The following is a 15,245-nucleotide window of genomic DNA, read 5'->3' as shown; positions in this document are numbered from 1 at the left end:
TCAGCTGTTTTTATCAGCACCAACACTGGCCTCAATGCTGATTTGTTTGTTGTCAGGCACTTCGGTATAAGCCAATACACGCATATCCGGAACGCTGTGACGAACAAAACGGGACAACATGGGGCGCAAAGGTGCAGCAACCAATAGAACCAAGGGGCGACCCGCCATTTCCTGCTTTTGCGCAACACTGATTAATGATTGCTGCAACCGGTCTGCTAACCCTGGCTCAATGAACGCACTGTCATCAGCGCCAGCTTTTTGTGCCTGCTGAACGGTATTTAGCAATAACTGTTCCAAGCTGGGTTCAAGCGTGATGACAGGCAGGTTTCGCTCGTTGCCAATGATGTTTTGTACGATTTGGCGGCAGAGCGAGACCCTGGCCATCGCGGTTAAAGCGGCGGGATCTTGACTCTTTATACCGCTGCCCGCCAAGGCTTCGGCGATGGAGCGGATATCGCGAATGGGCACCCGCTCGCGCAGCAGGTTTTGCAATACTTTCAACAGCACGTTGATGCTCAGGGTATTGGGCACCAACTCTTCCACCAACTTGGGTGATGATTTGGCCAGCATGTCCAGCAATTTCTGCACATCCTCATGGCCGAGCAATTCAAAGGTGTGCTGTTGCAGAATCTGGTTGAGATGGGTCGCCACAACAGTACTTGGGTCAACCACGGTATAGCCCAGGGTTTGTGCCTGTTCGCGCTGATTGGGGCTAATCCAGACCGCATCCAAACCAAAGGCGGGATCTTTGGTTTTTAAACCATCCAGCGAACCAAAGACTTGCCCGGGATTAATCGCCAACTCGCGATCCGGGTAAACATCAGCTTCTGCCATGGACACGCCCATCAGGCTAATGCGATAACCCGTGGGATTCAGGTCGAGGTTGTCACGAATATGTACTGAGGGAATCAGGAAGCCCATCTCCTGCGAGAGTTTCTTACGGACACCTTTAATCCGCCCCAGCAGTTCCCCGCCCTGATTTTTATCCACCATTGGAATCAGGCGATAGCCAACTTCCAGGCCGATGACATCGACAGGCTGCACATCATCCCAACCTAGTTCCGGCGATTCCGGTGTACCGGGAGGCAACGCAGGCGCACTGCGCTGTGGTGCAAGGTTTGCACTGCCCGCTGCCACGCCAGCTGCCGGCATATCACTCGCTACACGGGTGCCTGCGGGGATAAAGGAATTGTCTTCAACCACGGCTGGCTGCTGCTTGCGCCAATGAATGTAATAGGCCAGTGCCGCACAAATAATACCCAAGCCCAAGAATGCAACATGGGGCATACCGGGAATAGAACCCATCACAATCAGCATGATGCCAGACACCGCCAGCGCCTTGGGCGATGCAAACATTTGACTGACAACCTGTGCGCCCATTTCCTGCGAGCTATTGACACGAGTTACCAAAATGGCGGATGCCACAGACAGCAATAAGCCGGGGATTTGTGCAACCAATCCATCGCCAATGGTAAGGATGGTGTATTTCTCAAAGGCTTCACCAAAGGGCAAACCGTGCTGTGCCATGCCAATAGCAAGACCACCAACAATATTGATAAACATAATCATGATGCCGGCAACGGCGTCGCCGCGTACAAACTTACTCGCACCGTCCATCGCGCCATAAAAATCCGCTTCGGAGGCCACTTCCTGACGACGTGTGCGCGCCTGATCCTGATCAATCAAGCCTGCATTCAAATCCGCATCAATCGCCATTTGTTTACCGGGCATGGCGTCCAGGGTAAAACGCGCACTCACCTCTGAAATACGACCCGCACCCTTGGTCACTACTACGAAGTTGATGATCATCAAAATAATGAACACCACTATCCCGACCGCCAAATTTCCGCCAATTACCACAGCACCAAAGGCTTCGATGACCTTGCCCGCCGCGTCACCACCCTCATGCCCTTCCAGCAATACCACGCGGGTAGACGCGACGTTCAGACCAAGGCGCAACAAGGTTGCAATCAATAGAATTGCCGGGAAAGCCGCAAAATCCAGCGGGCGCATTGAATAGATGGATACCAATAACACAACCAGTGCCAAGGCAATATTGAAGGTAAAAAACATATCCAATAACAAGGGCGGGATTGGCAGGATAATCATTGCCAACAACATCATCAGCAAAAAGGGAATCCCCAAATTGCCACGCCCCATGCCACGCAATGAACCAAGCGCGGCCCTGCCGTTAAAGTTATTGAATTGATTGAACGTTGGTAGAGCCATAAGCACGGATTCTTGACAGTGGAATCATTTATGAGTGCCTATCGCAAGAAGTGTACCGATTCACCTGAATCGCAAAAAAATTATCGACCTTAATCCACCTTGCCCGATGCGTTGTAACGCAGATCGCGCGGAACATTGATGTTGCGTGGGTAAATCGGCCTGTCGCCCTTACCTTTGCGGTAATTGCGCAGCTGGAACACATAGGCCAATACTTGTGCAACGGCAAGATAAAGGCCAGAGGGAATTTCCTGATCCACATCGGTGGTATAAAAAATCGCCCGCGCCAATACGGGAGATTGAATGATTTCGATATTGTGCGCCTTGGCAATTTCGCGAATTTTTAATGCCGTGTGATCGCCACCTTTGGCGATCATTAGCGGCGTTTCCATGGTTTCAGGGTCGTATCGCAACGCGACAGAAAAGTGTTCCGGGTTGGTGATAATCACGTCTGCTTGCGGCACATTGGACATCATGCGGCGCTGCGCCATTTCCCGTTGCAATTGACGAATACGGCCTTTGACTTCCGGCTTGCCATCAGTATCTTTGGATTCATCTTTTTGATCCTGCCGCGACATTTTTAATTTTTTATTGTATTCGTAGATTTGGATCGGCACATCGATCGCCGCAATAGCAATGGTTGTTGCGCACAGCGCAATGGTCGCAAGAATGGATATTTCCAATGAGTGGATAATCGCAATATTGGTGCTTTCATCAACCAGGCGAAACATATCCTGCGCAAAAAATTTCAGCACAAAAATAGTCGCCCCCAAAATCACCAATACCTTGGCCAGCGCTTTCAATAATTCGATCAAGGATTTCACCGAAAACATGCGTTTAATACCGGCGAGAGGGTCCATACGGCTGAGTTTTGGCTCCATGGCTTTGGCACTGTAATTCCAGCCGCCCAGCGCAATAGGGCCAACAATAGAGGCTATCAGCAAGAGCGCCATTAGTGGGGCAATACTAAACAGGCCATCGTAAATGGCGCTGGCCAAATGTGCGATCATTGCGTTGGGGTCGTAAATGGCCGCGCGTGTCAGGGTAAAGTTTTCACGGCTTATACCGATGATTTTATTCGCCATAAACTCAGCAAAAACATACAACCCAATGGCTGCAATCATTAAGACCGCTGTGGTGGTCAGGTCGCGTGATCGGGGAACCTGCCCTTCTTCGCGCGCCTTTTCGAGTTTTCGGGCACTGGCCTCTTCCGTTTTTTCCTGGCTGCTGTCGTCATCTTCGGCCATAGGTTGCTCCTATAAAATCCTAAGGGGCAGCCCCTAAGGAGTTAGTGCCAAAGTGCGCAGCACACCAATACCCTCTTCCATAATGTCGAAATACACCGGCAGGAAGTTGGCAAAGGTAAACCACATTAAAATAAACCCCAGAATCAGGGTGATGGGAAAGCCCACGGTAAAGACGTTCATTTGTGGTGCCGAACGGCTCATCACACCAAAAGACATATTCACAATTAATAATGAGGTAAACAGTGGCAGCGTAATTAATAAGGCTGCACTGAATAACCAGGAACCCATTCCTACTATGGTGGAAAAATGCGCGTCATTCATCCCAGCGCCACCAATGGGAAAGGTGTTGTAACTATCAATCATTAATTGCAAGACCACCAAATGCCCATTAACACTGAGAAACAGTAAGGTGGACAGCAACAAATAAAACTGCGACAAAATAGTCACACTCACACCGCTGGAAGGGTCATTCATGGCAGCAAAGCCCAAACCCATTTTCATGGCGATGAATTGCCCCGCCAGCACAAAAACATGCATCACCACCTGCATACAAAAACCCAGGACGAGACCAATTAACACCTCTTGAATCACCATCATAAAACCCTGTGCCGATAAAAAAGACACTACGGGCGCTGGTGGTAATACGGGCACAAGAATAATGACGGTAAAGAGCGATAAAATAATACGCACGCGCGCCGGTACGGTACGCGCCCCAATCACCGGCACCGCAAAATAGAATGCACTAATACGCATTAACGGCCAGATATACTGACCGATAAATTGCATGAGTTGCTCTTCGCTGATAACCAGTTCTTGCATAGGGTGAATTGTCGCTGAGGGTATTTATGCCCTAACCAATAAGGCTGGGCACACTGGAAAACAGGCGGTTAAACAAATCCATAAACTTGGTTAACAACCAGGGCCCGGCAATCATCAAACTGATAATGGTCACTATCAACCGCGGCAAAAAACTCAAGGTTTGTTCGTTAATTTGAGTGGCGGCTTGAAACATACTCACAATCAACCCCACAATCAGGCCCGGGCCAATAATCACGAGCAACATCAAAATAGTGAGGTAAAAGGCTTCGGCAAATAAATCCATCACGACTTCGGGCGTTAACATAATTCCTCCGTCATATTCCGTAACTGGCGGCGAGCGTTCCCACAATCATCGCCCAACCATCCACCAGAACAAACAGCATAATTTTAAACGGCAGGGAAATAATCAAGGGCGATAACATCATCATACCCATAGCCATCAGCACACTCGCTACCACAATATCGATCACCAAGAAGGGAATGAAAATAATAAAACCAATTTGGAAAGCGGTTTTTAGTTCACTGATAATAAAAGCGGGCACCAAAATACTGAAAGGTGTCTCTTCCGGTGTGGCAATGGGGGATGCTTGGCAATGCCCATAAACAATGAAATATCGGACTCTCGGGTCTGCGCAATCATAAAGGCATGAAATGGCGCAGCCGTTTTTGCCAACGCCTCCTGTGCGCCAATTTGTTGGTTGATATAGGGCTGGAGTGCATCCTGATTCACCTTGTTTAATACCGGCTGCATAATAAATAAGGTTAGAAACAGTGCGAGGCCAATTAATATCTGATTGGAGGGCGACTGCTGCAACCCCAATGCCTGACGCAAAATAGAAAACACGATAATAATGCGCGTGAATGAGGTCATCATCATTAACAGGGCTGGCAAGAACGTCAGCGCCGTCATGATGGCAAGGATTTGCAAGGTTACGGTGTATTCCTGGGTACCATCGGCATTGGTCTTTACTGTCAGTGCAGGCAACCCGGGAATGGCGGGCAAGCTGCCAACATTGGTAGGCGACACCTGTGTTAGCGGTAAACTTCCCGCTGTAGGATCAACAACATTGGGCGTATTGGTTTGCGCCAGCGCCAAACCAGAGAACACCAAAAACACCAACGCGACACTCCAGTGCCACAGGCCTTTTACCAAATTGTGCGATTGCGCATTCATACTGCTTACCTTGCTGCCGAATCGTTGTTGTTATTTTGTTCGCCATTTGCGCCCGGTGATTTTTGTTGCAGGATGGTCATTAACTTGCGACTGAAATCAGATGCACGATCATCTTTTTCCGCCAGCACAACCGGCTCATTAAAGACATGCAAGGTATTAATGGTGGTGGCGGTAATTCCCAATAATAACTGTTGGCCACCGGCATCCACCAATAAGATGCGTTCGCGCGTGCCCAGCGGCATGGCCGATATAATTTTGATGTGCTGATTCTGGGTAAATCCACCCTGACCAAACCGTTTTACAAACCAGGAAATCGCCACAATCAGCGCGATAATGCCAAACAGTGCCAGAGTTACGCTCACCAAGTGGCGACCGCCGCCAATGGGAGTAGCGTTAATCGCGGCTGGGCTTGTTGCAACCGGTGTTGCTGTAATAGGTGTTGCGGTAGTGGATGTTGCGTTTGCTTGTGCGGATGTCGGCGCTGCCGATTGCGGTTGGGATTCAGTTGCAGCGACTGGCGTATCGCTTGCGGGATCAGCGTAAGAGTACAGCGCTATGCAACATAGCCCCGCACAAAACAACCGTTTTAACATCATAAACAATGCGGGGCTCATGGTATTTCCTAACGCAATTTTTTAATGCGCTCTGCAGGGCTAATCACATCGGTCATACGAATACCGAATTTTTCATTGACCACAACGACTTCTCCGTGTGCGATCAGAGTGCCATTGACCAGCACATCCAGCGGTTCGCCGGCAAGGCGATCCAACTCAATCACCGAGCCTTGGTTGAGCTGCAATAAATTGCGGATGGTAATAGAGGTACGCCCTACTTCCATGGAAATGGATACGGGAATATCCAGAATAACATCCAGGTCGGGGCTACCGGCGGGCTGCCTTAGCACTTCATCTTTTAACTCATCAAAGGTCACAGGGCTGGCTGCTGCCTCATCGACTTCGGCCTGCTCAGCCATAGCAGCGGCCCAATCGTCCGCCATTGAATCCTGATCGATATCATCACTTGCCATTTTTTTCACCCTTGGTTGTCGCTTGGCCTTCGCCTTTCATACTTGCGATCTGTTCAGCTTTGGTGCCTGTTATGTTGTAAGCACTGCTGCGATCAATAAATTCACGAATTTTTAATGAGAGAAAACCGTTTGATTGTCCCAACTGCGTCCTGAACATAGGTACGCCGTTTGCCGTGAGTACGTGATAGTCCGGAAAATCCACCGGAATAATATCGCCTTCTTTTAAATCGACTATATCGCGCAGCGTAATATCGCGACGCACTATGTCGCACTCCAAATCTACTTTGGCAGAGAGCACATCTTCACGCAGGGCTTTTTCCCAGCGCTCATCGTGCTCATCACTGTCGCTTTGTAAACCGGCATCCAATACTTCGCGGATGGGTTCAATCATGGAGTAAGGCACGGTGATGTGCATTTCACCCCCACCGCCATCCAACTCGATATGAAATGTACTCACCACCACCACTTCGCTGGGGCTGACAATATTGGCGAGCGAGGGGTTTACTTCCGAATGTACGTATTCAAAGTGAATGGGAAATACCGCTTTCCAGGCTTCGGTTAAATCGGTAAATGCCTGGTTTAATACCATTTGCACAACGCGCAGTTCTGTGGGAGTAAATTCACGCCCTTCAATTTTTGCATGGCGACCATCGCCACCAAAAAAATTATCGACCAGTTTAAAAACCAGACGCGCATCAAGAATAATTAACGCCGTACCGCGCAGAGGGCGAAACTTCACCATATTCAAACTGGTGGGCACGTAGAGTGTGTGAACGTATTCGCCAAACTTTTGAATTTGCACACCGCCGACGGATACATCTGCCGTGCGCCGTAAAAGGTTGAACATACTGATGCGAGTGTAACGGGCAAAACGCTCGTTAATCATTTCCAGCGTGGGCATACGCCCACGCACAATACGATCCTGACTGGTGAGGTCATAGGATTTGACCGTACCCGGTTCTGCGTCCGAGTCGGTATCTATATCGCCGTCGTCGACGCCATGGAGGAGCGCATCGATTTCGTCTTGCGAGAGTAAATCTTGCACGGCGGATTCCTTATTGCATTACAAAATTGGTGAACAAAACCTGCTCAACATTGGCAAGCGATACACCTTTGGTTTCCCCGCTGGCAACCAGGGCGTCTTGTTCTTTCTTTAACAGGGTTTGGATCACGACCAAGGCCTCAGCTTTGAGTTTCTCTTTGCCTTCAGGTGTTTGCAGCTCATCAAAACTCTTGCCGCTAAACAACATTACCAACCCATTGCGTATGGCGGGCATATGCAAGCTCAGCAAACTTTCCAACGCCGGATCGCGATACATGAGGGTGATGGCGGCCTGCAAATAGCGCTGACGCCCGTTAACGGTAAAGTTGATGGTGAAATTGGGGGTCATTTCAAAATAGATCGCCTGTGCCAAGGTGGGCGCTGGCGCAGCATGCTCGGCATTTGTTTCAGCCGCTGGTGGTGCCAAGACTTTCAGAGCAACAACGGTTCCTCCCACAGAGACAGCAACCAGCGCTACAGCCAAGCCGATCAACAACAGCAGTTTTTTCTTTTTCTTACCAGCATCGGCGTCGCCACCGGCATCGTTTGCTTTTTTGGGGGCCTGAGCCATGTCAAAACTCCGTCACTTTCTTGGGCTAATCGCGGACTTAAAAGGGGTCGAGCAATACTTATGCCAGTATCGCCCTAGGAAGCTTAGCAGTGGAAGTGGGCTTTGCGAAGTTTAGCGGCTGAAATTAGCCACAAAAGCGAGCGAAAACAATGTGGTAGCTCGCGCCCTGATCAGCGGGCGCGGCATTGGGATGATGGTAGATGAAAATACACTCAACTTGCGCGCGAGGATCAACCAGGTTACGCGTAATGATCAACCAGGCGATTGGAAACAACAATCGGACTGGTTAAGGGTGCGAGGTCTTCATCATCCAACAAAGGGGTTGGATTTTTATTTGACTCACCGCGCTCCTGGTCTTGCTGGGCGAAGGATTTATCCGAGACATCGACATCGCCCAGATTCAACCCCTGCTCCGCAAACATCTCACGCAGGCGGTTTAATTGCTGATCCAGTACATCGCGCACAGCGGGATGTGGGCTGGCAAAGCTGACACTTACCTGATCCTGATGGACACTTACCCGCACTTGCATCGGCCCCAGTTCGGGCGGGTCGAGACGAATCTCGGCGGCACTCACATTTTGCGCCGCCAACCATAAGACACGTTCACCAACCGCCTGACCCCATTGTGGTTGCCCAAGGGCGACCGGCACGCCTGTCTGCACAACAAAGGCACGGGCAGCGGGCGATTGCGCTTCAGTCAAACGGCTCAGCGACTCCACCGCAGGTGCGGCAGTGGTCAATGCTTTGGGTAAATCACTGATCGGTGCCCCCTTGTCCAGCGAACCGGCATTGGCCTCAGCCAGTTTGTTCATGATGGATTTGCTATTGAGCAGCAGCAAATCGGGATTATCGGAGGCCTCCCCGTCTGCCAATAAGGGTTCGCCGTCTGTCTCTGGCGTTATCTCAAGCGCTATTGCCTCAGTACCATCCGGGTTCAGCAATCCGCTTGTGATTCCATTGCCCGCAGCGGCAGCCAAAGGAGTCGCGCCAGAAGCGCTGCCCATAACACCAGCGATTTGGCTAGCCAATGCCGGCGGCAGGATGACATCTGTTTGGGCGGCCGGGTTGAGTATTGACGCCAAGACATCCTCGGGGATTGGATTGCTTGGCAATAAGCTCACATCCAGCAACTCCTCCTCCGTACTCGCCTCTCCTTCACCCTCGCCCACAGCGTCACTCATACCCGCCAAGCCGGCCAATACACCAGACAGTAATGCGTTCGGTGCTGCGTCTTGTACGTCCTGGGGTTGCACTAGCCCCACAGCAGCTTGTTCGGTAGCGGTTTGATCATCCGTCGATGCAGCATCTGTCTGGGTTTTCTGTTTGCTTCCGGGAGTTTGGGGCTTGCTGGATTCCACCCCGCTATTGTCAGGGCGCTCGGGTCGATTGGCGGTTTTGTTGGATGCCTGCGCGGAAGCATCGCGTTTAACGGCAGCATTATCTGCTCGAGACTGTCCATCTGCTCGAGACTGGGCATCCGCTCTGGATTGTGCGGCGCGTGCGCGTGTATCCGCGGCATTGGCTCGCGTGTCTGTCGTGCGGGCGGCAACTTTTGGCCGCACTTGATCCAGGGTACTTTGGAAGCCGTCTGTTGCTGATCCCGGCTTTTGCGTCCGGGTTGTTTTTTTATTGACTGTACTGGCGCTGGATGTAGCCAGTAAATTGTCCAAGAGGCTGCCATTATTCATCGATTACTCCTGATCCGATCACGGCAAGGGCTTGCCGCATGATCAACTAAATAGTTCGGTTCAGGAGGGGAATTGCAAGGTGGGTGCCAATGTGTGGCTAATCGAGGGCGCGCAATAATTCCTGCACTTGTGCAAATTCTTGCTCGATGGCTTCCAGGTCTTGCTCAAGCTGCTCAAGCTTATTGGATACCGCTTTCTTTTCGAGGCTGGAACACAACGCCATCAAACGAATCGCGCCGACATTACTGCTACTGCCTTTAAAACTGTGTGCCGCGCGGCGGATGGGGTCCGGGTCAGTGCCGGAAATAACATCACGCAAGGCCAGAATGCGGTCATTGGAATCCTGGATAAAGGTATCGATCAGGAGACCAAAATCATCTTCCATCACTTGTCGAAGGGTATCGAGAGTATCGTAATCCAGATGTTCCATGTTCGGCCCTTCGCTCTATAGATTAATCATCACTGACCCAGGAGAAATCGACTTCGACAACATTGCCGCAGCCAAGGTAAGTTACCCTACCACAAAGTTTCTCCACAAGTGCGATGCCACGGCCACTGTAACCAAATGTTGATAAGGTATTTACATCGCGCTCGCTGTAATCGAATCCTTCACCGCTGTCTTCTATACGCACCTTTAACAATCCGCCATCGGCATTGGTTTTGTGAGTGATATGAATACGCACGAAGCCTTCAGTGACCGCATTCAGACGCTCTTCGCGCAGCCGGTAATAATCGGCAAAACCTTCTGCGGTGGTTTTGAGTTTGGAATCCAGCCCCAGCACCCCGTGATCCAGTGCATTGGTATAAAGCTCGGCCAGAATGGTGTAGAGCGTACTGCTAAACGCGCGCAGGCTGGGCACTTCCATCAATACATTCAGTAACATGGGCAAGGGGTCAAACACTTTAAAGCTGGTGGGTTTTACTTCAAACCCCAGCGCCCATTCAATTTCCGAACTTCCAAAGCGGTCACTCGCCTCCTGGGCAAAGCTGTTTACCCGCGCCGGTTCATCCATGCGGATTTCCAACAGCGACAGGTCGTCATCCTTCTCATTGCTACCGACAAACTGTTGAACGCTCTCAATGATCTCGTTAAATAAATTTTCCGGCTGGCGATTATTGTCGAACACCGCACTCAAGCGCTCTTCCCCAAACATATCCCCGGCGCTGTTGCGCGCTTCGTGAATACCGTCAGACCAGGCAAAAATGCGATCCTCTTTCTCCAACTCAAAGTATTCGCAGTTGTCTTTAAAGGCGCGGTTGGACAACACCCCCAAGGGCAAATGCGTGGATTTCACCGCGCTGATCCGACGATCCTTATGGTGGTAGATAAAACAATCCGGCAGGCCGCCGTTCCAGATTTTCAGGCGCTTTTTACGGAAGTTGATATCCATGATGGTCGCGCAGCAGAAAATGCCCACTGGCAGGATATTTTTCAGCTTCGCGTTGATCTCGCGCAAAATATCCGTCATGGAAAACCCTTTTGGCACCATGCCGTAAAAGGTAGAGGCCAGTGGCATAGCACCAATGGCAGCGGGTAATCCGTGGCCGGTAAAATCGCCCAGCAATACCATCATGCTGCCTGACGGGCGCATGGCGGCAACCAATACATCGCCATTAAAAACCGCGAGTGAGGACAAAAAATAGCGAACATTGCCTGCATTTAAACAACCGCTGTGGGCGACATTATCAAACACATGCTTGGCGACCATTTGCTCTTGCAGCAGGCGATTGTTGTACTGCACGATTTGATCGCGCTGGGTGAGCATGGTGCTGTGCATTTCGCGCATGCGGTTGAAGGATTTAATCTTGGCTTGCAGTATCACCCGGTTGTAAGGCTTGGAGAGAAAGTCATCGCCGCCGGCATCCAGGCATTGCACAAGCGATTCGGTATCGGACAGGGAGGTCAGGAAAATAATCGGGACTAATTCATCGCCCGCCAATTCTTTGATTTGTCGCGCCGCACCAAAGCCATCCAACTCCGGCATCAGGGCATCCAACAAAACGATATCGGGCTTTTCGGCGGCATAGACGGCAACGGCTTCAATACCATTACGTGCGGACACCACACTATGCCCTTCCTTGCGCACAATACTTTCGAGAATTAAACGATCCGTATCCGTATCATCAGCGACCAGAATTTTTAAACGGCGTACGTCATTCATAAAATCGCATCCATACTTCACGTGAGCGGCACATTAACGCGGGGGGAAGCGCTTTTACTGGATATCGAACAATTGTTCAAAATTGGAGATTAATAAAATCTTTTTCACATCCGGCGCACAATTCACAATTTGAATGCTGGATTGTTCACCGCCCGCGTAGTCGCGCAGCAGCAACAGCATACCCAAGGCAGAGCTATCCAAATAGGATGTACCCTGGAGGTCAACGCGATAGTGGGTGGGAGTTTGTGCAAGCTTTTCGTAGGCACTGCGAAATTCCTGGTGGGAACTGAAGTCGAAGCGACCTTGTATGTAAATAGTGACTTGATTGCCGTCAGGGGATACTGTTGACGTGATCGCCATGTCTTACCTCTTCAAAAAACGTCTGGACCTTTCAATGGCGGCTGCGACAGAAAAAACTTGAGCAACTGCAGCCTGCCAGCTAAGGATAGACCATAAAAACCGTGCACCAAGACCAATTTAGCGTTTATTACTTTATAAGCTTATTCTTGGGTTACCTATACCCTATTTAAGTCATGTGCTGCTGGTCAGGTGATGTCCTGCTGGCGTAACAACTGTTGCGCGCTCAGCTCGTCCAGTTCCTTTTGCAAGCGCTTGTCGGCGAGTAGCTCATCCTCCTGTTGTAGTCTGGCAATCAGGTCCTCTATCGACTTACGCTTTTGATACTTCACTTGCCACTGTTGCTGCAGGGATTCCATAAGCTTGACCATACGCGCCAACTTGGCTTCCTGGTCTTTACAGGCTTCATTGAGGCGATGGATGAAACTGCTGTAATTGATTAATTCATGGGGCAGCACTCCCTGACGCAAAGCGCCTTGGGCATTCAGGTATTGGGAGGCGTAATCGCGCAGGTCAACTAGCTGGCGCTGTTCCTGTGCCAGTTGGTCGCGGTATTGGCTGAGCTTGTTGGCAGCCTCATCCTCCTGCTTTTTGGCAAGGGATAACACCACCTGCATACGTTTTGCGCGCGATTCAGCCATAAAATTGTCGTTTTGATTCTAGCGGTTGCAAGCGCACTATTTAGCGCGATGCTGGGCGGCCAAGGGGCTTGAGCCCTTGGAGTTGGCAGGCGGCTTGAGCAGCGCCTTGAGGTTGGCAATAGACTCTGGCATATGCACCCCCTGACGAATTCCCTGCTGGATAAACGCCCGCAGGTGTGGAAAGCGTTCGATGGCCATATCCGTATCCGGATCAGTGCCGGGCGTATAGGCACCGATTGAAATCAAATCGCGGTTTTGTTGGTAGCGAGCCAGCAATTGCTTGAAGCGCTGCATCATTTTCAAATGTTCATCATCGACAATATTTTGCATGGCACGACTAATAGAGCCCTCCACATCAATCGCCGGATAAACACCCTCTTCCGCCAAACGCCGCGACAGCACCACGTGGCCGTCCAAAATAGCGCGCGCCGAGTCAGCGATGGGGTCTTGCAGGTCATCGCCCTCAGTCAATACGGTGTAAAACGCGGTAATAGAACCACCGCCTTCGGCGGCATTACCGGCGCGCTCCACCAGTTGGGGAATTTTGGCAAACACCGAGGGCGGATACCCCTTGGTCGCCGGAGGTTCACCAATCGCCAGGGCGATTTCACGCTGGGCCTGGGCAAAGCGGGTGAGCGAATCCATGAGCAACAGCACGTTCAAGCCCTGATCGCGGTAGTACTCGGCAATACGGCTGGATAGTTGCGAGGCGCGCAACCGCATGAGGGGCGCATCATCTGCGGGCGATGCCACCACCACTGCACGACGCAACCCTTCTTCCCCCAAAATGTGATCGATAAATTCTTTTACCTCACGGCCACGCTCCCCCACCAAGCCCACCACCACCACATCAGCCGTGGTGAAACGGGTCATCATGCCCATGAGCACACTTTTACCCACGCCTGAGCCAGCCATCAGCCCCAAACGTTGGCCGCGCCCCACGGTGATTAAGGCATTAATGGCACGCACCCCCACATCCAGCGGTTCGCTGATGGGATGACGCTGCAAGGGGTTGATTTCACTGGGTGTAAAGTCGAGGAATTCGTCGCCAATCAAGGGGCCTTTGCCATCCAGCGGCTGCCCGATACCGTTGACAACCCGCCCCAACAATTGCGGGCCAATGCGCATCCCCATTTGGGTAGCGACAGGCACAACGCGCGCACCGGGCTGCAAGCCTTCCACGCGTTTAATGGGCATCAAGAACACCTTATCGCCAGAAAAGCCCACGACTTCGGCTTCGATGCGGCGATTGTCGTTATTGATAATTTCACACTGTCGCCCCACCGACACATTCAACCCTACGGCTTCCAGTGTCAGGCCCACGGAACGGGTAATGCGGCCCTCTGCTTGAGGCTCTACTGGCGTCACCGCGCGCGGCGCATAACTGCGCAAGCGTGAACTGATGGATCGACGTTCAGCCATGACTCGATGATCAGCCATAGATCAGGCCTCGTTGCCGGGTTCTGGTGTGAGCGGTGCCACATCGGGCAGAGCGTAATCCGGCTCATCGGCATCATCACCCGAAGCCAGCTGCTTGGTCAGGAACTGTTCCAATACCGTTTGCAAACGCGTGGAGACTGAAAAATCCACCCGGCTTTCGGGCGTTTCTATGCGGCAACCGCCGGGCAACAATTCACTGTCGCCAAAAAACTGCCAGGACAACTGCTGTTCCGCCGCATAGGTTTCTACTGCGGCCAAATCATCGGGGTTCAGGCAGACACGAATATTTTTACTGCCAATAGGCAAGGCATCAATCGCACTTTTCACCAGCGCGAGGATGTGGGAGGAATCGGTGAGCAGTTCGCGCTGCACCACGCTTTGGGTCAGGGTGCAAATCACATCCAGCAGTAGATGTTCTATATCCTCATCCTGCGCGGCAAGAGGCTCCACCAGTGCATTTGCCAGTTTTTGGAAGCGCTGCTGTTCCGCCACTAGCTGGGCGCGCATTTCCATCAAACCCTGCTGACGCCCGGCCTCAAAACCTTCAGTGCTGCCTTTGGCAAAACCGTCTTTATGGCCTTGGGCAAAACCGTCTTTTTCGGCGCTGTCAAAAATCGCCTGCATTTCTTCGGCGGTCATGCCTACTTGCGGGGGCGATTCCTCGGGAATTTCCAGGGTCTCGATAGTTTCACGTTCACGGCGCAACAAGCGCTCACGGCGTTCACGCGCTTCCTTCTCTGCCGACGACAATACTCGCCCATTGTCCGACACCGGTGGAAACACCCAGGCGGTGACATTATCTGCATCCTCAGCGGCAATGCGATTGGGTAAGCTGGTGTCCGACATGAATG

At 51.5% G+C, this 15,245-nt stretch carries 15 protein-coding genes and 1 pseudogene; all 16 read right to left on the bottom strand.

Translation table 11 applies throughout. The features are described 5' to 3' along the window. Window positions 1-2,229, bottom strand: a complete 2,229-nt coding sequence (gene flhA, locus B0D95_RS04155) for a flagellar biosynthesis protein FlhA (protein WP_078042721.1) — start codon at window positions 2,227-2,229, stop codon at window positions 1-3. Between the two features lie 89 nt (window positions 2,230-2,318). After that, entirely contained in the window at window positions 2,319-3,473 is a 1,155-nt protein-coding gene (gene flhB, locus B0D95_RS04150) for a flagellar biosynthesis protein FlhB (RefSeq protein ID WP_078042720.1), read from the bottom strand. A gap of 33 nt (window positions 3,474-3,506) precedes the next feature. Continuing rightward, window positions 3,507-4,292, bottom strand: coding sequence for a flagellar biosynthetic protein FliR (gene fliR, locus B0D95_RS04145; RefSeq protein ID WP_078042719.1), 786 nt, complete (start codon window positions 4,290-4,292; stop codon window positions 3,507-3,509). Between the two features lie 31 nt (window positions 4,293-4,323). Continuing rightward, window positions 4,324-4,596 carry a flagellar biosynthesis protein FliQ gene (fliQ, locus tag B0D95_RS04140; RefSeq protein ID WP_078042718.1) on the bottom strand — a complete coding sequence of 91 codons (273 nt, stop codon included), beginning with the start codon at window positions 4,594-4,596 and terminating at the stop codon, window positions 4,324-4,326. Window positions 4,597-4,606: 10 nt separating this feature from the next. Continuing rightward, a pseudogene (gene fliP, locus B0D95_RS04135) lies at window positions 4,607-5,466 on the bottom strand (flagellar type III secretion system pore protein FliP). Between the two features lie 5 nt (window positions 5,467-5,471). Then, window positions 5,472-6,080: a flagellar biosynthetic protein FliO gene (gene fliO, locus B0D95_RS04130; protein WP_078042717.1), complete on the bottom strand. Its 609-nt coding sequence runs from the start codon at window positions 6,078-6,080 to the stop codon at window positions 5,472-5,474. 8 nt (window positions 6,081-6,088) lie between these two features. Then, a complete protein-coding gene (gene fliN, locus B0D95_RS04125; RefSeq protein ID WP_078042716.1) occupies window positions 6,089-6,493 on the bottom strand; it encodes a flagellar motor switch protein FliN in 405 nt (134 codons plus the stop codon). Further along, window positions 6,483-7,538, bottom strand: coding sequence for a flagellar motor switch protein FliM (fliM, locus tag B0D95_RS04120; RefSeq protein WP_078042715.1), 1,056 nt, complete (start codon window positions 7,536-7,538; stop codon window positions 6,483-6,485). The genes fliN and fliM overlap by 11 nt, the downstream gene beginning before the upstream one ends. A 10-nt stretch (window positions 7,539-7,548) precedes the next feature. Continuing rightward, window positions 7,549-8,106 (bottom strand): flagellar basal body-associated protein FliL, encoded by a 558-nt coding sequence (gene fliL, locus B0D95_RS04115; protein ID WP_078042714.1) that lies wholly within the window; start codon window positions 8,104-8,106, stop codon window positions 7,549-7,551. A gap of 239 nt (window positions 8,107-8,345) precedes the next feature. Continuing rightward, window positions 8,346-9,794, bottom strand: a complete 1,449-nt coding sequence (locus B0D95_RS04110; RefSeq protein ID WP_078042713.1) for a flagellar hook-length control protein FliK — start codon at window positions 9,792-9,794, stop codon at window positions 8,346-8,348. A 97-nt stretch (window positions 9,795-9,891) separates the two neighbouring features. Continuing rightward, entirely contained in the window at window positions 9,892-10,224 is a 333-nt protein-coding gene (locus B0D95_RS04105) for an Hpt domain-containing protein (protein WP_078042712.1), read from the bottom strand. A 22-nt stretch (window positions 10,225-10,246) separates the two neighbouring features. Next, on the bottom strand, window positions 10,247-11,956 hold the full coding sequence (locus B0D95_RS04100; RefSeq protein ID WP_078042711.1) for a fused response regulator/phosphatase: 1,710 nt from the start codon (window positions 11,954-11,956) through the stop codon (window positions 10,247-10,249). Window positions 11,957-12,010: 54 nt separating this feature from the next. After that, window positions 12,011-12,316 (bottom strand): STAS domain-containing protein, encoded by a 306-nt coding sequence (locus tag B0D95_RS04095; RefSeq protein WP_078042710.1) that lies wholly within the window; start codon window positions 12,314-12,316, stop codon window positions 12,011-12,013. Between the two features lie 185 nt (window positions 12,317-12,501). Beyond that, window positions 12,502-12,954 carry a flagellar export protein FliJ gene (gene fliJ, locus B0D95_RS04090; RefSeq protein ID WP_078042709.1) on the bottom strand — a complete coding sequence of 151 codons (453 nt, stop codon included), beginning with the start codon at window positions 12,952-12,954 and terminating at the stop codon, window positions 12,502-12,504. 36 nt (window positions 12,955-12,990) lie between these two features. Next, window positions 12,991-14,394: a flagellar protein export ATPase FliI gene (fliI, locus tag B0D95_RS04085; RefSeq protein WP_371453117.1), complete on the bottom strand. Its 1,404-nt coding sequence runs from the start codon at window positions 14,392-14,394 to the stop codon at window positions 12,991-12,993. A gap of 3 nt (window positions 14,395-14,397) precedes the next feature. Continuing rightward, window positions 14,398-15,240: a flagellar assembly protein FliH gene (locus B0D95_RS04080; RefSeq protein ID WP_078042708.1), complete on the bottom strand. Its 843-nt coding sequence runs from the start codon at window positions 15,238-15,240 to the stop codon at window positions 14,398-14,400. Window positions 15,241-15,245: the final 5 nt, after the last annotated feature.

The sequence above is a fragment of the Cellvibrio sp. PSBB023 genome (genome assembly GCF_002007605.1).
Classification (GTDB): domain Bacteria; phylum Pseudomonadota; class Gammaproteobacteria; order Pseudomonadales; family Cellvibrionaceae; genus Cellvibrio.
The sequence above is the reverse complement of the archived record's forward strand: the minus strand, read 5'-3'. Positions and strand labels throughout refer to the sequence as shown.